The organism is Kibdelosporangium banguiense, assembly GCF_017876405.1.
GTDB classification, from domain to species: Bacteria; Actinomycetota; Actinomycetes; order Mycobacteriales; family Pseudonocardiaceae; genus Kibdelosporangium; species Kibdelosporangium banguiense.
Genome location: NZ_JAGINW010000001.1, coordinates 5429758 through 5450262, shown reverse-complemented (window position 1 = coordinate 5450262; position 20505 = coordinate 5429758). Strand labels below are relative to the sequence as shown.

Here is a 20505-nt window from a genome sequence, read left to right as displayed (position 1 = left end):
AGGGCAAGGCGGTCAAGGCCTCTCATCGGCGGCTCTCCCGTCGTTCGATCGTGTCGCGGAGCTGGTTCAGTGCGTCCGCCACCTTCCTGGGCAGTTCGTCGAACAGTCCGTCGTCCCCAGGCGGTGTGGTCTGGTCCATGGCCGCTCCGAAGACGCGCTGACCGAGCAGCCGGCGCAGTTCGACTCCGTCGTCACCGAGTGGCTGCACGTAGTCCGGGAGCGTCTGCATCGCGATCGCCAGGTGATTCGCCCATGTGGCCGACCGCCGATGATTGGAGGACTCCTTGGCGAGATAGCCGGCGAGGACCGCGATCGGCACCGTCGCCGACAACCGGACGAGCTCGGCGCCCACGGACACAGCGTCGAACAGGAAGTTCAGGCACACGGCGCCACCGGTGATCGCGACCAGCAGGATGGCAGCCCCCGTCCGCAACCAGTCCGCTCGCCGTCCCTCTTGGGCGGCATGTGTCAGGTAGTACTCCGCGAGCTCACGGGTTCCACGATCGCTGTCTGCTTTCTGCCGGGCGATCCGTGCGCGTTCGGCCTCGTGGATGAGCTGGCGTGCCTTGAGCCGGCTTCGGATGTCATCGGCGACGCTCAGCGCCTTCGTCCGTGCGTCCACATGATTGTGATTGTTGGTCGTCTGTTGGTTGACCACCTGAATGAAGGCCTCGATGGCCTCATGCAGCTGCGACCGCAGGGAGTCGGCCAGTCCACTGAGAAGCTCGACCAGAGTGCAGTACGATCCGGACGGATTCCTGTCACGGGAATCAGCCTTGTCGATGGCGAACAGGGTGGCTGCGAAGTCGTCGGCCGTCGACCGGATCTTCGCGAACGCCGCGACAAAGTCGTCGTTTTTCCTTACCACGTCAGTGATCGAGGAAGGCACCTCGTTCGTTCTGAAACAGCGGTCGATGAAGTCCGCTGTCAACTCGACGTCGTCGCACGCCGACTGGATCTGCTTGTCGGTGGATTCCCGCCAGTGCCGGCCGATCTGCCTGTTCAGCTTCCTGACGGCGTTCATCGCCTCGCGAAGTGTCTGGGTCCATACCGGGTCGTTGCTGCCATTGGGATCCATCGGCTACCGCTCGTCTCTGCCTCGAAGGAAATCCGCGACCGGTCTGGCGTCCGGATGCCAATGATCGGTGTCGATCTGCTCGGCGGCCTCGTCCGCGAATTCCGTACGGTTCCTGGTGCGGCGGTAGACCCGCCGGGCGATGAGCCGGAACCCGGACAGGTCGATGGCGACAGACAGACCCAATGTGCCGACAGAGATCAGGATCATCCAGAACGCCTGTTGCTCACCGACGGTCCACAATGCACCGAGCCAGCTGCGCTTCTCTCCGGAACTCGCGGGGAACTCACGCAGCCGGCGATCGATGTCCGCCATGCGGTCCACCGCCCTGCTCTTGTCCTGAACACGCTGCGCGAACCGGCTCTCGGCCGCCTTCTTCGCCGAGGCCAGATCTGCCGACAGTGCGTCCATCCTCCCCTTCACCTGGAGGCTGTAGGCGACCTTCTCGAAGTAGGCCTTTCCCTGACCGGGCACGCGGGTACCACAGGTGCCGTCCAGCTCGCACAACTCTTCGCGCTTCGCATCGCCGAACTCCTTGGTCGCGACGTCGATCCGCTGCTGGATGCCGCCCACGTCGGCGTCCTTGTCCGGAGTGGGCACGGGTTGCTCGGCGATCCCGCGCAAGGCTTCCTTTTCCTTCTGCAGATTGTCGATCTCCGTGATACGGCCTGGAATCGCCGCTGGTTGCAGGGCTTCTTCGATCTTGGTGTCGAACGCCCACGACATGGCCGCGTAGGTGATGACCAGCGCGACGCCCAGGGCGAACCAGCGACGGGCCCGAGGCAGGACAACCAGCGGCGCGTTTTTGTCCACCGCGGCGGCCGTCCTCATGTTGACAAACCAGAAGACCAGCACTGTCGCGACAAGAGCGACCGGTACGAACGCCGGCGACAGGTGCACCCCGAAGCAGATCGGCGGCAGGGCGAGTGCCGCCTCGGCGAATGCGAACATTCTCGCCCACCGGCACAGGCGCTTGAACTGGGTACGTTGGTGTTCGTCTGCCCTGTCCGCTTCAGCCTGCGTGCTGGGGCGGGTCGAGGCGTTGGTTCTGCGGATGCCTCTCATGAGCCCTGCACTCCTCTCACAGTCGAGGTTCGCGGTCAGGCGAACGGGTTGTTCGGGTCTGCGTAGTGACCGCCGCCCAGAGCGGGTGGCTGCCCGGCCCAAGACGTGTCGTCGTGGTGTTTGCCATTCGCGGGTCCGCTGTCGAACGGGTCGGGCTGGAAGGCGGGCGCGACAGGAGAACCGTTCGCGACAGGCGGCTCGGCGAATGGATCCCCGTAGGTGCCCATGAGCGGATCCGGCGGTGCGGCGGACATCTGCGGCCCCGGCGTGGCCGGACCCGCAAATGTGTCCATGGTGGAACCCGCGAACGGGTCCGTGGGCGCACCGGGAACAGCGCCACCACCGATCTCACGGCGCTGGTCGAGGACGACGATCGACAGAGCACTGTCGATCTCGTGGTGCTCGCCGGGGGCCACCAGGAACGGTTTCCGCTGTGGAGAATTCAGACGGATACCGTGGGCGGCACGGCGAACCTGGTACACGCGAGGCTCGCCCGGGCCGGCGTGCTGGAGCTGCGGACCGGTGAACTCCTCAAGCTGGACGAACCCGAAGACCTTGCTGTTCGGGTTGCGCGGTGCGAGTTCGCTGACGAGAACGCCACTACGCCACAGTTGTACGGTCAGCCCACGCACTTTCCTGGCCTCGTTGCGGGCACGCAGCTTCACGAACACCCAGACAGATGCGATCGCCAGCAGGGCGGCGACACCCATCCAGACCCAGAACAACTTCTCGAACAGTCCTGGTTCCGGCGAGACCTCGGTGGCGAACAGCCTCTCGGTCACGACCACCGAGGGATCGGCGTCCTCGACGAGGCGCAGCGTGGCTCCGCTTGTGCCGATGGCGGTCTCCGGCGCGAACCTCAACGTGAAGCGGGTTTCGCTGGAGCCCGGCGCCGCCTGCAAGGCGGCCGGATCGACGGTCATCATGGTGCGGGCCGAGAGATCATCGATTCGCAGCCGCAGGCGAGCCGGGTTGCCCGAGTTGTTGAGAATCGAGACGGTTCCGCTGACGACGCCGCCGGGAGTGACCGTCGCCCTGTTGGTATCGAACAGGATCTGAGCCTGGACGGCCGAGGCTCCCTTCTGCACCTTGGTCGACAGCACTCTGGTGTCGCCGCTGACTCCGATTCCGCTGACCTGGCCGGTGTAGGTCAGGTCACCTGCGGCGTCATCCGGGACCTTGAGCTGTCCGGCGAACACGCCGTCGTGGTCCGGATCGGAGAGGGTCACCTGCTGTGGCGGAAAACCGTTGCCACTCAAGGTCGTGGTGAACGTCAGGTCCTGCAGCGTCTGCGCGTCGGTGACGGCCTGGCCGCGCGCCCACACCTGCATGTTGACATCAACCGTCTGTCCCGCGGCCGGTTGCGGGGCACTGGTGGTCAGGTAGGCCTTGACGGCTGCCTGGAAGACCACGGTGGCAGCCACGTCCTGTGCGGGGATGTTCGCCGAGGACAGGTGGATCGTCCACTGCCCCGGTTCGGGATCGGTGATGCGCAGCGACTCCGTCCCGGTCGTCTGCCCGGCAAACTCGAAATGCGAGCCACCCGCCTCCGGAGCCGGCTTGCTCGCGTTCGGCGCGCGGTACTCGACCTGCACGCGCGGATCGCGCTTGTACACGACGATCGACGCATCGCTTGCCACAGCGGGAATGTCAACGTGCAGATCGGTCGAACCACCTGAGGGAACGCGGCCGGTGTCCAGCGGGCCGAACTTGACGCAACTCGCCGAACTGAGCGCATCCCGCACCGCCGCGGTCAGGTCGGCGGACGGCGGCACGACCTGCTCGCGCGGATCAGGCGCGGCGGGCGTGCAACTCTTGCCCTTCGCGAACCCGCCCAGGGCGCTGATGTCCACCGAGCCGAAACCGAATGGCCACACCTGTGCGCCGGCCCGATCCAGGTCGGTCAGCACGTCCCTGACCTTCGCCGCCGCCGCGCCATTGCGGCGATCCGGCCGGTCTCCCCAGGCCGGGCTCGCCGAGACATCCAGCTTGCCGTCGGTCAGCAGGAACACGACCTTCTTCTCCGGTCCGCCCGCCCGCACGAAATCAACGGCCTGCTGCAACGCGGCAACATGGTCCGTGCCATCGCCCTCTTGATCTGTCCGCTTGTGCAGACCGTCGACGCACTTGGCCAGCGAGTCCCGTTTCTGTGCCGAATCGACACGCGTGGGCTGGCACACCACGTCGACCGCGCTCTGCCCTGGCCTCTCGGAACTGCCGAAGCCGACCACTGATACCACTGAACTGGGAGCCAACGCGCTGGATGCGATCGTTCTCGCGGCTTCCTTCTCGCGCTCCAAATCGGGTTCACCGATACTTCCCGATTCGTCGACCAGCACGACAACTTGGAGCGCCGGCAGCGATGGCGCCTGTTCCTGCGCAGCGGCGCCCGCCGCCAAGGGGAACAGCGACCCCATACACAACGCCGCCATCAGCCGGCACGTCAGTTTTTGTCCCCGAAATGCCATGCGGCTCAGCCAATCCACGCTCGTTCCGGACAAAACATCAACTCGCACAAGGCCCGCCCGCCTCCACAACCAGCCGTGCTCGTACCCCTTCTACAAGGCCAGAGTGATGAACGACCACCAGCACCACTCCGTACTTGTCAGCCCCGAAGGCAATCTTCAATGAAAGGACGTCTGCCCATGCATCGAGCAGCCAAAGAAGACCGTTACGCATCATTTGACAACCGATACACAAGACCGCGCCGCGACGATTGACACAGTTCCTGGATACGCCATCCGAGTGACTACCCACCAGTTCTTCAACAATGACAGGTAACGCTTCTCGCAGCATGGACGACAGTTCTGCCGCAATATCACACTTCTAGCGCTCACCTGGGAAAACGCCGAAGCGGCCACACATTGGGCAGCACACTGTTCACGTACAGTCACCCGTGACTCGTCCGTGACTGACATGTCACCTGGAATGAAGATGGCGAATACGGCCACAGATGGCCCGGCTTGCACCACCTGCCCGGGTATGTCGACAATTGGTCACCCTGGGCTCAGGCAGATCTGGCGTGCCCGGCATCGCCCACATACCCGCAATGCCAGGAGTGCCGCCATGACGGTTCCACGAACGCCGAACTATCACGGCGGGAACTGCCGCACAGGCTCAAACGATTGCGTAAGCAGGTCGGCAACGAGCCACGCATGACGCTGCGGAAACTCAGCCGGATCGAGAACGGCAGGCTACCGGATACCACGAAACAGAGGGGGATACCGCAACAAATCCCGAGGAATCTCCCGGCATGATCTGCGCGACACGAGTAACCGCCCGGTACGCACGCGAACACGACTGGCTGTGAGATGCCTAGCAGCCACGAGATAGGCAATGAATGCCGATGAGCCGTGGGCCGGCGTCGAGGCAGACTCGCCCAGGTGACAACGTCATCTCAACATCGGGAACTGGTCGTCGTGACGGGGGCGTCGGGCGGATTGGGCGCCAACGTCAAAAAGGGCCTGGCTGTCGAGAAGGCCGCCAAAGTCGTCGCCAGGGCAGTGACCGATCGCCGGTCCCGCACGCGCTACGCCATCGGCACGGAATCGGCCGCGAACATCGGCTTCAGCCGCGTCATGCCCGACCGGATGCTCGACCGCGTGCTCGCGGCCGGCCTGCGACCGCACTACCCGACGACCCCCGCCTCCTGATGATCGCCGCACTTGCGCGCTTCTTTTCACTCAATCCTGTAAATCAAGTGGGAGTACACGCATGTCCACAGCAGTCATGTCACGGACCGTCCGCAAACGCTGGTGGTGGTTGCTGTGGGGGTCCCTCACCGTGCTGGCGCTCGCTGTCGCAGGCTATTTCGTACCGCCGTACCTGTCCGGAGGCACGACTATTCCGAACATCGACAGGATCACGCCCGGGTACTACACGAGCCTGGTGATTCACGCCGTGCCCGCCGGAATCGCATTGATCACTGGTCCGTGGCAGTTCGTACCGAGACTGCGGGCCCGCTTTCCCCGTTCGCACCGGGTCATGGGCCGGGTCTATCTGATCGCGGTCGTCGCCGCCGCGCTGGCCGCGGTGTACTCGTCCGCGGTGACGAAGAGCGGTTTCCCGCTGCAGGTCGCCTTCTTCGTGCTGATCGTGGCGTGGCTGTACACCGCTGCGAAGGCCTACCGCGCGATCCGGCGGCGTGACGTGGCGCTACACCGGATCTGGACGATCCGCAACTACACACTCACGTTCGCCGCTGTGCCCCTGCGGCTCTACCAGTTGCCGCTTCTCGCACTGATGAACTCGGTCACCTGGCTGGAGTACAAGGACGTCTACACCGTGAGCGCCTGGATGTCCCTGCTCGGCAGCATACTCGTCGCCGAGTACTTCATCATCCAGCGTATCCGCGCGCCGCGGTCCCGCCATGCGACGGTCACCGAGGCTCCCGAACCCGGCTATGCCACAAAGTGACAGAAGACCGCTTTGACGGGACTCGCTTCTGGTCGTGCTTGGTGACGGGTCGCTCGCCGCCTCCGGCGTGTATGACTTTGTCAACTGTAGGATGAGCGGCATGGTCAGCCGCGTCGAAGCATGGTGACATCAACGCCCGAAACCGAACTGCCGCTGGTCGGCCGGCACGGTGAGAAGCGTCGTGTCGACGAGCTCATCGGCGTTGCGCGTGCGGGCCAGGGCGGTTCGCTGGTGCTCGGCGGCGAGGCCGGCATCGGCAAAAGCACCCTGTTGGAGCATGCGGTACGAGCGGCCTCCGGCTTCCGCGTGCTTCGGGCCTCTGGGGCGGAGTTCGAGCAGGAGCTGCCGTACTCCGCCTTGCACCAGCTGTGTATCCCCATCCTGGCGCACCTCACCGCATTGCCTGACCGGCATCGCGACGCGTTGCGGATCGCGTTCGGCTTGTCGGACGGGGAACCCCACCCTTTTCAGGTCGGCCTGGCGATTCTGGAGCTCGTCACGACAGTAAGCGGTGAACAGCCGGTGTTGTGCGTGATCGACGACGCGCAATGGCTGGACGCGGCGTCGTCGCAGGCAATGGCCTTTCTCGCGCGTCGTGTCGCGGCTGACCCGGTCGCCATGGTGTTCGCGCTTCGTTCACAGTCCACTGTAGAAGGATTGAATGAGCTGCCGTGGCTGAACGTCGGCCGGTTGAGTGACCAGGACGCCAAGGTTCTGCTGGCCGTGCGTAATCCGTTCCCGCTCGACGACCGGGTCCGTGACCGGCTCGTCGCCGAGGCGAACGGCAATCCCCTCGCGCTGCTCGAACTACCGCGGGCTGGTGGTTTCGTCCTGCCCGCAGCGTCCACAGTGCCGTCCCGGATCGAAGACGGCTTCCGGGCGCGACTGGCCGGTCTGCGGGACGACGCGCGGCTCTTGCTGACTGTTGCCAGCGCGGATCCGACCGGCGATCCTGGCCTGCTGTGGCCGGCCGCCGACGCCTTGGGCATCGACGTGCCGGTAGCGAGCGTGCCGCGGCCGCCACAGGGCTGGTCGAATTCGCGGCGCGCACCCGCTTCTGTCATCCGCTGGCGCGCTCGGCGGTCTATCGCGCTGCGGAGGACGGTGTGCGTCGTGCGGCTCACGGCGCGTTAGCCGACGTAACCGACCCGCTCACGGCCCCGGACCGACGCGCGTGGCACCGTGCACAGGCCAGCGTCGGCCCGGATGAGAACGTCGCGGCCGACCTGGAGCGCTGTGCGTCGCGGGCGCGGTCACGCGGAGGTGTCGCGGCAGCGGCCGCGTTCCTCGAACGCTCGGTCGCGCTGTCACTGGACGCTGAACGCCGTGTCGAACGGACGCTGACCGCGGTGCAGACAGGCATCGAGGCGGGTGCCACTGACCGGGCGGCAGACCTCCTCGCGACCATCGACACCGCCGCGCTGGACGAGTTCCAACGTGCGCGCGTCGATCTGCTGGCCAGCCGGATCGCCTTCACCCGTCCCGGCGACAGCAGCGGCCCATCGTCGACGGTGAGCGCGGCGCGACGGCTGTCCAAATTGGATCCGGATCGAGCGCGGGACTGTTTCCTGGACGCTCTGGAAATGAGCCTGGTCGTCGGTCGCGCCGGTGGTGTCATCGACGAGGTCCTCACCGCGGCACGGGCTGAGACTTGCGTTCGCGCAGAAGGCTTTGGTGGCCATCCTCGCCGGTGACCTCGGACTGGCGCTCGCCGCGGCCGCCGAGGAGGAGGCAATCGCCGACGCGGCCGGTGAACCTCCGCTGGTGTACCACCGGCTGCAGATAGCCGCCATGAGGGGCCGTCGTGAGGAAGCCCTGGACCTCTTCCAGACGGCCACCGCGGCAACGGCCCCGGACGGAACGGGACAGGCGACCAACTTGCGCTGGACCGCAGCCCTGCTGCACAACGGTTTGGCCGATTACCCCGCTGCCCTGACCGCGGCCCGTGAAGCGACCGAGCACGGCGACCTCTTCCTCACCGGAGCGGCCCTGCCTGAACTCGTTGAGGCGGCCGTCAAATGTCACGAACCCGCGTTGGCCGCGCAAGCGCTGGAGTCGTTGACTGACCGCACGCAAGCAGCGGGGACCGCACTGGGCCGAGGAATCACGGCTTACGCCCGTGGGCTCGTGACAGGAGCCGAGGACGACTACCGGGAAGCCGTCGAGTGCCTCGCGGAAGGTCCCCTCCTGCCCTACCAAGGCCGGGCGCACCTGCTGTACGGGGAGTGGTTGCGACGCAAGGGCCGCCGAAAGGACTGCCTGGAACAACTGCGGGCCGCCCACGAACTGCTCTCGACAGCAGGAGCCGAGGGATTCGCCCGACGCGCCGCCGACGAGCTACGTGCCGCCGGGCAACGGGTTCAGCATCGATCCACGCAAGCCTACGAGAAGCTCACGATGCAACAGGTGGCTGTCGCCCGGCTGGTCGCCTCGGGCGCCACCTCGAACGAGGTCGCCACGCAGCTGTTCATCAGCAAGCGCACAGTCGACGCTCACTTGCGCATGATCTTCCGCAAACTCGGGGTGACCTCGCGAAGGCAACTCAAGGGCCACCCCGACCTGCACGGTCCGGACCGTGATCTGCCAGTCTGAGGCGCTGACAAGGTTCTGGCAGACTAGCGGAGGGTTTTCCGGTTGGCCAGAGCGGTGTCGATCAGGACGTTGAGGAGGTCGCTGTAGCCGAGACCGGCTGCCTGCCACATCCGGGGATACTGGGAGACACTGGTGAAGCCGGGGAACGTGTTGACCTCGTTGAGGATCCTGGTTCCGTCGGGGCGCAGGAAGAAGTCGACCCGCAGGAGGCCGGAGCAGTCCAGCTCGCGGAACAGGCGCAGGGCGTCCTGGCCGATGGCGTGGGTGGTCGCCGAGTCGAGTGTGGCGGGGACGTCGAACACGGTGGCCGAGTCGGCGTACTTGGCCTGGTAGTCGAAGAAGGTGTGCTCGCCTGTCGGCAGGATCTCCATCGGCGGGCTGACCTCAAGGGCGCCGTTCGGGCGTTCGAGTACTCCGATGTCGATCTCCCGGCCGGGGACCGCCGCCTCCACCAGTACCTTGTCGTCGCTCTTACGCGCCCGGTCGAGGGCTTCCGGCAACTCGGCCCACTCCTCTACTTTGGACACGCCGATGCTCGAGCCCTCGCGGGCAGGCTTGACGAACACCGGGAGTCCCAACCGGTCACGGTCCTCCGGGGAGATGTCGTGCTGCCCCTTGCGTAGCACGACGCCATCTGCCACCGCGAGACCGGCTGAGGCGGCGATCTTCTTTGTGTACTCCTTGTCCATGCTCAGCGCACTGGCCGCGACGCCGTTGCCGACGTACGGGATCCCGAAGCCCTCCAGCATCGCCTGGACAGCGCCGTCCTCCCCGAAGGGGCCGTGTAACGCCGGGAACACCATGTCGCACAACGTGAGTTCACGCGCGACGGCGAGAATACTGCCCGCCAGGGTGGTGTCGCCCGTCTCGGGGAAGCCGTTCTGTTGCCACTGCAGGACCTCCTCGATGGCCGGCAGGTCAGGCATGGCCGGGACGCTGGCCCAGACACCGTCCCGGCCGATCCGGACCGGCATGACCTCGTACCGTTCCCGGTCGAGACTGGCCAGGATGCTGGCCGCCGACTGACACGACACCTCGTGCTCACCGCTGCGCCCACCGAACAGGACGGCAAGTCGGATCTTCGGCTCAGACACGCAAGGACTCCTCAGGTTCCTCGGCCCGGCGGGCGCACGCGTGGACATAGCGGCGTGCCACCCGGGGGCCGATTCCGGTGATGATCTCGTGTGGGACGGTGTTCGCCCACCTGGCCCAGTCGGCCACCGTGGGCTCTCCCCCGGTTCCGGGTCCGAAAACGACGGCCTCGTCACCGATCCGGACACCTGCGTCGCCGACGTCGACGACGAACTGGTCCATCGCGATCCGGCCGGCCACCGGAAACCTGCGGCCGCCGATGGAGACCTCGGCGTGCCTTGCCGCGGCCCAGGGCAGACCGTCCGCGTATCCCAATGGCACCAACGCAAGCGTGGTTTCGCGGTCAGTGACGTAGTCGTGCTCGTAGGAGACGCCACTGCCAGCAGGCACGCGCTTGACGAGAATCAGGCGTGCGCGCAGGGTCATGGCGCCCTGTAACCCGAAGATATGTCGTGGATCCGGCTCCACCCCGTAGAGCCCGATGCCAGGACGGACGAGTTCGTAGTGGGTCTGCGGTGCGCCGAGAGCCGCGGCGGAGTTCGCCAGGTGGCGAATCTCCGGCCGCAGCCCGGCACCACGTGCGACGGCGACCGCCTCGTCAAAGAGCTTGACCTGTAATCGGGTCATGCCCTCAGCCACCAGATGCGACCAGACGCCCCGCACCCGCACGTGCCTGGCGATCTCCAGATCGCGGGCCAAGCGCACCAGCCCAGGCCATTCCTCGGGCCGTGCGCCGTTACGATGCAATCCGGTGTCCGCCTTCAGATGCACGTCGGCGGTGACGCCCAGCCTTGCCGCACAATCAGCGACCGCACTCAGATGTTCCCGTGAGGACACTGAAATATCCACATTGGCCAGTAGCGCGGGCCCGAAGTCCTCCAGCGGACTGTGCATCCAGCTGAGAATCGGTGCAGTGATACCACTCGCGCGCAGATGCAACGCCTCGGCGCAGGTCGTCACGCCCAACCAGGTCGCGCCCGAGGAGAGTGCTGCCCTCGCCACCCACACAGCGCCGTGACCGAAGCCGTCGGCCTTGACGACCGCCATCACCGCCGCCTTTGTGGCGGCGGTGAACAGCGCTGTGTTGTGCGCAACGGCGTCCAGGTCCACGACGGCGTGCGCGTGCGGTGACGCGATCGTCTCGTTCACTCGTCAGGTGGCCTTGCCGCGGACGATGTAGAGGTTCATGTCGGTGAAGTCGAGGGTGACGTTGTAGGGCTTGAAGAAGCTGTGGGAGAAGTGGCCCAGCACGTCGAATCCGTGCGGGGCGTCCGCGGACTTCTGGTTCGCGAGGCAGTAGCTGTCCTTGGCCACGGCGTTGCCGAGGCGGACTTCCGTGGGGTAACTGGGGTAGACGAGGGCCGGCATGAGCCCGGTGGAAGTCTCCATAGGACGGTCATAGTCGACGCGGACCCGCAACTGTTCGGCCGTTGCCGCGGACATGCCCGCGATCATCTCGCCGAGTCCGCCGAGGTTGAGGCCCATCACCCGTGGGCCGGAACCGGCGATGCTGCCCCTGCTGAACACGATGTGCTCATGGGCCATCCACAGCGGCAGGGGCTGGGCGCCCGCCCGTTCGGCGTCAGCGCGTGCCTTTCCGGCCGTTTCAGGGGTTCTGCGGCGCAGGATCAGCGACCGGCCGGCGTAGTCGATGGTGGTCAGGAAGTGGTACATGACCCATGTGCCGAATATCCCGGCCCCGCCGGTCAGGCTTGGCTCGTCGTCGTCCGACCAGCTCACGGGGATGTTGCGCAGTTCGATGCCGCCCAGCCTGAAGGATTCCAGTATCCCCAGATACATCGTGCGGGGAGGGTCGAGATAGTCGAGCTTGATCTCGGCCACGGCGCGCAGCCCGGCCTCCTCGGCTTCCTTCGCCGACATGCCCACGCCGCCGACCCGGGTGTAGAACGCGAACTTCTTCGCCGGCCCGCCGTTGAGCGAGACCTCCACCAGTGGTGCCGGGTCCATCTGCTTCCATGGCAGTCGCCCGATATCGCCATGGACCTGGCACGGCTCGCCACGGAACGCCGCGAAGAGTTTGGCGTAGCCTTCCTCGCCGGCCGCTTGCCAGTGTGGTGCGGCGAGAGAGAATTTGTCCTGCCGGACATAGCAGTCGCCCAGGAGCCGATGGGCTTCCTTGTCGCCGGGCGCCAGCGTGACGGCCATGTTGAGGTATTTCTCGGCGTCGGGGAACTTGTTGGCCAGCAGCCCCACATAGCCGCGCTGGCGCGCCGCCTGCACATTCGCAGGGTCTTTTCTCAGGATCTCCTCGTACGCACGGCCGGCCTGCTCGAACTTCCCGGCCTTGAACAGTGCGTCCGCGTCACCGCCGGGAGTGGCCTGTGCCATGGCCGGCTCCAGCACTGACGCGGTCGTGGCGGTACCGGCCAGCACGGCCATGGCCCGTAACGCCGAACGCCGATTCCAATTCCCGCCAGCAGCCAAGGAATTGCTCCTTTCCATAGGGCCAACGAACACGTATGCGTTCACCGTGGCGGGACGATTTCCGCAAGCCGTGATCAACGTGTCACGGTTGTGCTACAGCGCCGGCCCTGTGCCCTACGGCAGGGGTACCGGTTTCCAGATGGACACCTTGTCCGCCGGGGTCCTTGGCTCAGTGACCCCGGCACCGACCTGGAGGTTGGCCGGGACGTCCCAGGCGCCGACGAGGGCCATGCTCCCTGTCGTCTGCCGCGCGCCGTCGGTCACGACGTCCTCGGTGACCGCTTGAACATCGGGTTGAGCCTGGCGTCCCACGCCGAGCGGTCCTGGCCTCTCCTGATCGACCAGTCGATCTGCGACATGAGCCCCTTCTGGTTGGTCGACATCCGGCTCATCGTGGGCACCAGGCTGCCGGTGTCGGGCTGGTCGTCGTGCGGCCCGCCGTTGACCACGATCGAGGTGCAGGAATATGCGGTGGACATGCGGGAAGCTCCTCAGGAATCGGGAATTGCGGTGTTTCCTGGTGCTGCCGACTCAGTACACACCGACCGGCCCGACCGGTCAATAAAGCACGTATCGCCTGATGAGGCGGTGTTAGCGAATACACAAAGTAAGAACCGGCGGAGTTTCGCCACCGAGGCACGGTGACAAAAAGCCACCATTGCCTGAGCTGCGGTACCGAAATTCAGGTCGCGAATTCAGGACGACCGAGACGGTACTGCTCGGCCGCCTGCAGACAGGCGGCCTACCGGGCAAGGGCGCTGGTCGCGGCGGCCGCGGACCGCACAGCACTGGCCGAACTGGCGGTGCGGCTGCGTGACAACGCCGACCGGCTATGGCTGATCAGCCAGGGCTGGTCCCCACCCGGCGACGGCACCGCGCTGGACACCCTGCTCACCGACACAGTCGCGGTGGCCGAGGAGATGTTCCGCCTCGGTGACGGAATGCGTGACGGAACATCACCCGACTGATCGGAAACCAAGTCGCCCGACAGGCGACAGCGACGATGCACGTTTCCCGCCACGGCATTGACAATGCGCCAAATAGCATCCCCGCCTTGATCAACACCGGACGATCTTCGATATGCACCGTCGCGAACAGACCGGAATCCGGCCTGAATCGTCCATAGTGGCCAGTCGCGATCAGCGAATCACCAGGACACCTATGACAACGAACAGTACGGTGAAGACAAGCAAGCCCCAGAGCACCAGACGCCGTAGGTGATTGATCTGGACCGCCATCGCTTTCTGGTTGTCGGCAATGTGAGTGGCCAGCGAGCCGAGGCTGTGGTGATCCCGCACTACACCGCCGATTCTTTCCGGCAATGGGGCCAACTGCTCGGCAATGCGTGTCAGTTCAATCCGAAGTGCGTCCGACTGCTCGTTCCACTGTGTCCGTTCGACTTCGATCTGCCTGAGTGCCGGGCTGAAGCGCTGCACCGCGTCGCTGCTGTCCTTCGCCGCGTCGTCCAGGGCGGCGGCTTTTTCCTCCAGCGCCTTGAGTGTCTGTGACAGGGCCGTGCGTACCTTGGCCAGTTCTTCCTTGAACGGGGCAAAGGCCGGTTCCAACGCGAGCTTGGCCACCTCCGCGACGGCACCGCCGAGCAGTTCCGCGGCCTGGGAATTCGTCTCGGACATCGGTCTCATTCCACCTGGCTCCTCTCATAGCGGTTCCTCAGCACCGAAAGCCGGTCGATCCAGCGGACGGCCTCGTGCGTGGCCTCCAGCAGTTCGTCCTTGGATTCGGGTGGGCTGCGCATGGCGTCCAGATCCGCGGTGATCGCCTCGCTGATCCGCCGGAGGTCCGCGGTCAGATGGACGAGAGTGCCGTCCAGTCCGGCACGTGCGGTGGTGTTCCCACTGTCGCGGGAAAGTTCCCACGCCTTGGCAATCCGTTCGCGATTGGCTTCGGTGTCCTGCTTCTTCCCACCTAAGAACCGGCGGTAGATCGGGCGCCATACCTGGCGTTCGACCGCGATCTGCACGCCCGCCGAACTGAACAGGGCATCCGGGATCTTGCAGTCGTGCGACGTCATCGTCCGGGCAGGGAGTTCCTCCGCGACCTGGGCGGTGACGCGGGCCACCAGGCCGGAACGCAGATTCTCGATCCTGCTCCGGACTCTGGCGTCGGTATCGGAGATCTTGGTGGCCACTGTGGACGCCAGGTCCGGGGCAGCGAGTTCGTCCTTCGTCCCCAGGTTCTCGATGGTCTCGGTGATCTGTCCCGGCCCGTCGGCGAGAACGCCTGCCAGCCTGGCAACGGCCCACGGCCGGTCCTGGGTCTCGAACCGGGCTGCGATCAGCCCCAGCGCGGCCTGCTGGGCGTTCAGCCGTTCGATAGTCCTGCGCTTCTCCTCGGCAGACGCGTCGATCGCGGCCAGGCCCTGCTCAGCCCGGTCCCGGACGTTGCCGATCAGCACCTGTGCGTCGTCGATCCAGCTCTCGACCAGCGCCGCGCGGTTCTGCTTGATGAACTGGCCCAGATCCGTGACGAGATCACGGAACTCCTGGTTGCGTTCGGCGAGGACCTCGGTGAAGTACACCTTCCGCTCACCGATCCCGAGCGAGGTCAGCTGTCTGTGCACAGCCCCGCGTATCTGGTCGCATTCCGTCCGGGCGACCGCGCCCTTCTGTGTGATGACAAAGAAGAATCGCGCCAGGCCGGTCCCGCCGACGCCCCTGGAACCGAGGTACATAAGGTTTTCCCGGTCCTCCTTGGCCGCCGCGTGGGTTGCCGGGAAGCAGTAGATCACGGGAAGGGACCGCTCCTGCATGATGCTGCGCGCAATTGTGCGGTGGTGCGGGATCGGGGCATCGGTTCCCGGCGTGTCCAGGAACGCCGCATGCTGGAGGAAATCATGGGGATCACCGACCTGGAGCCATTCCATGCGCAGGGCGTGCTCCGGACGCTTCGCGGCCTCGAACAACTCCCCCAGACCGGTCGAGGGCGTCCATGTGACGGGAGCGGGCCGGCGGAACCGCTGTACCTCGGCACGTTCGGCGATCGGCCGGTCGGGCAACCACGGCCCGAGGGGATGCTCCTCGCCATAGACGAAAGCGGTCTTGGCAGGTGTGGCCTCCCGCCACGCACGAAGTTCCCGCACCAGTTCCTGCGCGGTCGCGGACTCCTCCTGCGACGGCCACACAACGCAGTCACCCAAGTCGATGTCGCCGTTGTCCATCCAGCGGAGGAATGCTTCGATTTCCTGCTCCCGCACCCGGTACGCGTCTCTGCTGCCGACCTTGCCACTGTCGAGCCGTTCGAAGAACGTCAGTGACACCGCGGAAAGCCATGTGGCAGAGGAACTCGGCCTGTCGGCGTGCGCGACACGGGTCAGGATGGCGGTCTCGACGGCCCGACTGGTCGGCAGGAACGTCCGGTCCTGGTCGTTGACACCGAATCCGAGAATGGTGTTGACCAGGGCCGACTTGCCCGACGAGAACTGGCCCAGCAGGGCGATCTCGACCCGGTCGCTCTCGATGACCGCCTGGTGCCTGCCGAACAGTTTCCGTTCGTCATCGGTGAGGTTGAGGACTTCACCCGCGTTCACGACATTGCCGAGCCAGCCGAGCAGTTCCTCGCGAACTCGTACATATGGCCCGGCCAGTTCGGAGTGCGGACCGGTTGCAGCAGAACGGTTTCCGCGCGTGAAGGCGTACACATTGTACTCGGTCACGAGCTGACTGGCTGCCGCACTGAGGCTGTCGGCGACCTCGCCGGAGGCGTCGGCGAGGTCTTTCGGGTGTGCGATGAGCTGGTTCAACGCGGCGTCCACCGCATCGGCCAGATGCCGGTCGGTGACCATCCGTGTCAGGTCGGCAACGGCATCGAGAACCGACTCCATGCTGCGGTGCCGGGCCGTCCTGCGCACGCGGGCCAGCCGATTGGTCAGTACCTCCCGCAGCCGGGCCTGTCTCTGGAACGCCGCCCTCGACAACTGGTCGACCGTCACTCTGGTCCGGTCGTCATCCAGGAGCCGGGCGATGATCAACAGGAGGACAGCACGTTCGGCTTCTCCGGGGCCGGTGGCATCGAGGGCAAGCGGGACCACGTAGCCGAGGGTCGTCCCGGCCGCCGGGGTGATCTCGACGTCCGATCGCACGTACGTGAGTTCGTCGCGGTTAATGTTCTGGACCACGGCCACGCGGTGGCGGCGCAGCTGTTCCAGGGCCAGTGCGTCGTCTTCGGTCCGCCCCCGGCTCTGGATCACATAGATGACAACCGGATCGTCGCCCGGCATCTCGGGCAGTTGCGCTCCGGACACGTCGAGCACCCGTAGCCGCAGGCCGGCCAGAAGCCCCTGCAGAGCTTTCGTCAATGTCGTCTTGCCGGCCTGGGGTGTGCCCATGATCACGATCGTGCGCATCTCCACCACGGGCAGCATCAGATCCAGCTCTGCTGCCTGCGCGGCATCCAACGCGTTCTGCCGCAAAGTGGTGGTCCGGATGACAGGCGGCGCCTCAAACAGGTTCAGCCGACTCACCCCCGATGCGTTGACGCACACGCAGGATCTCGTCATATCCAGCGCTCCAGGCGTGCCGGTCCGACAGCTCAGCGGCCATATCGTCCACATGGGAACGCAGAACTTCCGCTGCGGCAGTACTTTCGGCCAGCGCGGCACGGCGGACTATGTTTCGCAGTCCGACCACCAGGGCGGCGTACCTGACGCCGAGAAGCCGGTCGACAGCGGAAACCAGTTCGTGCGAAACGTTGTCGACGAACTTGGGAGCCAGCAACGAATCCGCCTCAGTGACAAACCGTTCGCCGTACTGCCGCAACTCACCACCGAGGTCCCGCAAACGCCGTTTGATCGCGCGGCCAGGTTTCTGCTTCTCCTGGCCGGCGGGATCCCGCTTGGGGCGCAGGCGGGCGGGATCGATCTTCCAGTCCTGCTGTCCCTCCGCTTGCGTCTTGGCGAGCCGGTCCACCTCCGCCTGGCAGATCTGTTTGAGGGCGTGCTCTACTCCGTCGAGGTCCATGGAGGCCACAAAATCGGCGTCCGGGGCGTCTGTGGCATTCCATTGAGGCTGTGGTTTGTGTTCGCCGGTCAGGGAGATCGCCAGCGCGGCCGCCACCGAACGGATCTTGGTGCTGAGCCTGCCGACTTCTTGCTGAAAGTGTTCACGCTCCAGCTCGACGACATCCGCTGTAGTACGTTGCAGATCCGACCAGGCTTCCCGGAGTGAGCTCATGACCGGCTCCCACGGACCTACCCCCATCGCCGAGACCCACACAACCGCCTGGGGCACAGTGGCGTGCGCCGCCTCTTGTACCCGGGTCTCTGCGGTGAGGAGGCGATCAGCCACGCGCGTCGCGGCACTCGCCGGCAATGCGGACAGCGCAGACTCCACAAGCGACAGTTGCGCACCGGCTTCGGCAAGCGCGGCCCGCTCTTCGTCCCGGGTCGGCACGCGTGCGGACAGCTGTGTGACGGCCGAGTCAAGAATTTCTCTGAACGCGGCCCGGACGGCGGGCTCGTGCCCAGCCTCGCGATCCGTGCCCAGCAGGTCCCGCACGCCAAGACCGGCTATGTTGTCCTCGCGACCGGCGAACCGCCATCGGACACCGAGAGGCCGAAGCCGCGGAGCCAGGCGCAGACGCTCGATCTCGTCGACCGCACTGTCACGGTCCGCGCCGAACAGATCCGCCCGTGTGACAAGGACAGTGACCACCTGGCCACGGTTTCTGGCCTGCCGCACCAAGGATTCCTCGGCCTGGGACAACACCCGGTCCGCCGGGGTCAGCAGCACCAGGACGTCCCAGAGAGCGGGCACGTCATGCAGGCCACGCTCCACGACCACCACATCGGGCATCGTTTCGGCCAGCGCGTGGACCACCCGCGTCTTGCCGGTCCCCTTGAGCCCGGCGACCAGCACCGTGGGCGGGGCGTTCAGGAAACCGGTGAGTTCCGCGAGAGCATCGGCTCCGCCGATCCCGGCGGTGGCGAAGGCGGCCGTCGCGGCAGCGATCTCGGCGCGGATCATGTCTGCTCCTCACGAGCCAGTTTGCCGAGGTCGTCAGCGACCTGGGCCCAGCGGTCGGCCAGCTCGACGCCCTCGGCCGCCTGCTGCTGGCGGGCGGTGCGGCGGGCCACCACCGGCGCCTTGATCGTCTCGGCCACTTCGGCGTTGGCGGCCTGGAAGGTCTCGGTCAGCTCGATCCAGAGCTTGGCCCGTTCCGACTGCAGACGGATCCGGGTCTGTTGCTGGATCGCCGCGATCTTCTTGGGCAGTTTCTGGCCCTGGACAGTGCGTACTCCGCTCGCGCCGACGAGGATCGCCGCGTCGATGAGTTGCGCGCCCGGCACGAAGAGCAATGCAACCGCCGCGGCGAGCTGGCTGGTTCCGCTGAGCACCATCGAGCCCGTGGACTCGGCGAGTTTCCGGGTGAGTTTCTCGATGTTGACCATGTCAGGCGCCTTGATCTGGAACAGCGTGATGGCCTCCCGCCATTCGAGTTCCATCAACGGGCGTAGCCGCACCGCGATCGTCCGGACCGTCATGTCGTAGTTGGACCTGGGGAAGATGTCCTCGAAATCGTCGGCGAGCCGCCGCTCGACCCGTTCACGCTGCCTCTGGGACATCTTGCCCACCAGCGCCTGGAGTCCGAGCGTGAACCGGCCCTCCGCGAGGCTCATGATGAACGCGTCCGAGGCCTCCGACAGCCGGTTCATCAGGTCACCGACGTGCTCGTCGACGACCTCGGCCACCTTCGCACGCAGGAAGATCTCCTTGTTGGTGAGCACGTTGTGCAGATGTGCGTCCAGTTCGGAGATGTCCTGCGTCAGCTGTGCGGCCTGTTTTCTCGCCTCGCGGGCCTCAGCCTCCGTGTCATCCTGGAGTCCGAGCACGATGGTGCGCAGATCGGTCAGGGCAGTCAGTGCCCGTCGGGTACCGGCGTCTCCCAGCATGAAGGTGTCGGTCAGAACCTCCCGCAGCCGGGTGTACCCGAAGTCGGTCAGCTGCTGCCTGGCCTGCTGCGCCAAGTCATCGTCGCCCAGTTCCTCCGCCTGCTTCAGATCGGTGAAGGCACGGCAGATCCCCGGGGAGTAGACGCCGATCGGGTCACCTGTGGACACTGCGCCGAATTCCTTGGTCACCGAGGCGTACACCGTGTCCAGTTCGTCGGCGACCTGGTCGATCCTGGTGACCACGGTGATCAGCTTGCGGTTCGCGGCGCGCAGACGTTCCGACAGCAACAACGAGTCCTCACCACCGGGCTGGAGTCCGCTGAGTACCAGCAGAGCCGCGTCTGCGATGCGGAGCGCGTCGAACGTCACCTGGTCGTCCAGAACGTTGGCGCCCAGCCCGGGTGTGTCGATGATGACCAGGTTCTCCAGCAGGCTGGAGTCCGCTCGCAGGATGACCCGCGTGCCCAGGCCGTTGACCTGGTGTCCCTGTTCGGTCCGCTGGTCGCAGTATTCCCGCGCGTCCTCGAGCGAACCCTCGAACAACGTCTTGCCTTCGCTTGAGACAACGGTGCCGGTTCCGTTGCCGTGCCAGAGTTCGGTCACCGCACCTGTCGTGGGGACTATACCTTCCGGCAGGGTCCCGGGCAGGCCGAGCAGCCCGTTGATGAGGGTGCTCTTGCCGACGTTGAACTCGCCGACCACGGCGAGCCGGAACGGCTCGTGATACCGCTCCTGGATCCGCGATATCTGCTCGATCGCCGCGCCGAACTCCAGTGCCGGCGGCGCGGACCATTGCTTGTCCAGATCGGTGAAACGGTGCAACCGCTCGGACACGAGATCCAGTCTGCGTTCGATCTCCGATCGGTGCTGTCCGGTGGTGTAGAAGAAACTCATCGAGGGTCACTCCTCCAAC

The 20505-nt window shown here is 65.8% G+C and carries 18 protein-coding genes; 6 read left to right on the top strand and 12 right to left on the bottom strand.

The window, feature by feature from the left end:
- Positions 1 to 22: 22 nt before the first annotated feature.
- The 3 genes from JOF56_RS25805 to JOF56_RS25795 all read right to left on the bottom strand — a co-directional run bounded on the left by JOF56_RS25805 (position 23) and on the right by JOF56_RS25795 (position 4608).
- Entirely contained in the window at positions 23 to 1078 is a 1056-nt protein-coding gene (locus JOF56_RS25805) for a hypothetical protein (RefSeq protein ID WP_209642087.1), read from the bottom strand.
- Between the two features lie 3 nt (positions 1079 to 1081).
- Positions 1082 to 2026 carry a DUF4407 domain-containing protein gene (locus JOF56_RS25800; RefSeq protein ID WP_209642086.1) on the bottom strand — a complete coding sequence of 315 codons (945 nt, stop codon included), beginning with the start codon at positions 2024 to 2026 and terminating at the stop codon, positions 1082 to 1084.
- Positions 2027 to 2175: 149 nt separating this feature from the next.
- Positions 2176 to 4608, bottom strand: coding sequence for a VWA domain-containing protein (locus tag JOF56_RS25795; protein ID WP_209642085.1), 2433 nt, complete (start codon positions 4606 to 4608; stop codon positions 2176 to 2178).
- Between the two features lie 915 nt (positions 4609 to 5523).
- Here JOF56_RS25795 and JOF56_RS25790 point away from each other — a divergent pair.
- The 5 genes from JOF56_RS25790 to JOF56_RS60210 all read left to right on the top strand — a co-directional run bounded on the left by JOF56_RS25790 (position 5524) and on the right by JOF56_RS60210 (position 9148).
- Positions 5524 to 5793: a hypothetical protein gene (locus JOF56_RS25790; RefSeq protein WP_209642084.1), complete on the top strand. Its 270-nt coding sequence runs from the start codon at positions 5524 to 5526 to the stop codon at positions 5791 to 5793.
- 61 nt (positions 5794 to 5854) lie between these two features.
- The gene (locus JOF56_RS25785) at positions 5855 to 6556 is read left to right on the top strand and encodes a DUF2306 domain-containing protein (RefSeq protein ID WP_209642083.1); all 702 of its coding nucleotides are present in this window, start codon (positions 5855 to 5857) and stop codon (positions 6554 to 6556) included.
- Between the two features lie 120 nt (positions 6557 to 6676).
- Entirely contained in the window at positions 6677 to 7690 is a 1014-nt protein-coding gene (locus JOF56_RS58250) for an AAA family ATPase (RefSeq protein WP_245378399.1), read from the top strand.
- On the top strand, positions 7663 to 8250 hold the full coding sequence (locus tag JOF56_RS58245) for a hypothetical protein (RefSeq protein WP_245378398.1): 588 nt from the start codon (positions 7663 to 7665) through the stop codon (positions 8248 to 8250). The genes JOF56_RS58250 and JOF56_RS58245 overlap by 28 nt, the downstream gene beginning before the upstream one ends.
- Positions 8231 to 9148 carry a helix-turn-helix transcriptional regulator gene (locus JOF56_RS60210; protein WP_307855258.1) on the top strand — a complete coding sequence of 306 codons (918 nt, stop codon included), beginning with the start codon at positions 8231 to 8233 and terminating at the stop codon, positions 9146 to 9148. The genes JOF56_RS58245 and JOF56_RS60210 overlap by 20 nt, the downstream gene beginning before the upstream one ends.
- Positions 9149 to 9171: 23 nt before the next feature.
- On the opposite strand, the gene JOF56_RS25775 is transcribed toward JOF56_RS60210, so the two are convergent.
- The 5 genes from JOF56_RS25775 to JOF56_RS25755 form a co-directional block, all read right to left on the bottom strand.
- Entirely contained in the window at positions 9172 to 10242 is a 1071-nt protein-coding gene (locus tag JOF56_RS25775; protein ID WP_307855257.1) for a D-alanine--D-alanine ligase family protein, read from the bottom strand.
- Entirely contained in the window at positions 10235 to 11389 is a 1155-nt protein-coding gene (gene alr / locus JOF56_RS25770; RefSeq protein WP_209642081.1) for an alanine racemase, read from the bottom strand. Before alr ends, JOF56_RS25775 begins: the two co-directional genes overlap by 8 nt.
- A 3-nt stretch (positions 11390 to 11392) precedes the next feature.
- Positions 11393 to 12685, bottom strand: coding sequence for a tetratricopeptide repeat protein (locus JOF56_RS25765; protein ID WP_209642080.1), 1293 nt, complete (start codon positions 12683 to 12685; stop codon positions 11393 to 11395).
- A gap of 114 nt (positions 12686 to 12799) precedes the next feature.
- A complete protein-coding gene (locus tag JOF56_RS25760) occupies positions 12800 to 12949 on the bottom strand; it encodes a hypothetical protein (RefSeq protein ID WP_209642079.1) in 150 nt (49 codons plus the stop codon).
- On the bottom strand, positions 12946 to 13164 hold the full coding sequence (locus JOF56_RS25755) for a hypothetical protein (RefSeq protein WP_209642078.1): 219 nt from the start codon (positions 13162 to 13164) through the stop codon (positions 12946 to 12948). The genes JOF56_RS25760 and JOF56_RS25755 overlap by 4 nt, the downstream gene beginning before the upstream one ends.
- Before the next feature lie 162 nt (positions 13165 to 13326).
- Here JOF56_RS25755 and JOF56_RS25750 point away from each other — a divergent pair, with 162 nt between their 5' ends.
- On the top strand, positions 13327 to 13653 hold the full coding sequence (locus tag JOF56_RS25750; protein WP_209642077.1) for a hypothetical protein: 327 nt from the start codon (positions 13327 to 13329) through the stop codon (positions 13651 to 13653).
- A 171-nt stretch (positions 13654 to 13824) separates the two neighbouring features.
- On the opposite strand, the gene JOF56_RS25745 is transcribed toward JOF56_RS25750, so the two are convergent.
- From JOF56_RS25745 to JOF56_RS25730, 4 genes are read right to left on the bottom strand one after another with little or no spacing between them, the layout of a single operon-like run.
- Positions 13825 to 14265, bottom strand: coding sequence for a hypothetical protein (locus JOF56_RS25745; RefSeq protein ID WP_209642076.1), 441 nt, complete (start codon positions 14263 to 14265; stop codon positions 13825 to 13827).
- A gap of 59 nt (positions 14266 to 14324) precedes the next feature.
- Complete coding sequence (locus JOF56_RS25740; RefSeq protein ID WP_209642075.1) at positions 14325 to 17165, bottom strand: dynamin family protein; 2841 nt, start codon at positions 17163 to 17165, stop codon at positions 14325 to 14327.
- Entirely contained in the window at positions 17143 to 18666 is a 1524-nt protein-coding gene (locus JOF56_RS25735) for an ATP-binding protein (protein ID WP_209642074.1), read from the bottom strand. Before JOF56_RS25735 ends, JOF56_RS25740 begins: the two co-directional genes overlap by 23 nt.
- Positions 18663 to 20486: a dynamin family protein gene (locus JOF56_RS25730; RefSeq protein WP_209642073.1), complete on the bottom strand. Its 1824-nt coding sequence runs from the start codon at positions 20484 to 20486 to the stop codon at positions 18663 to 18665. Before JOF56_RS25730 ends, JOF56_RS25735 begins: the two co-directional genes overlap by 4 nt.
- Between the last annotated feature and the right edge of the window lie 19 nt (positions 20487 to 20505).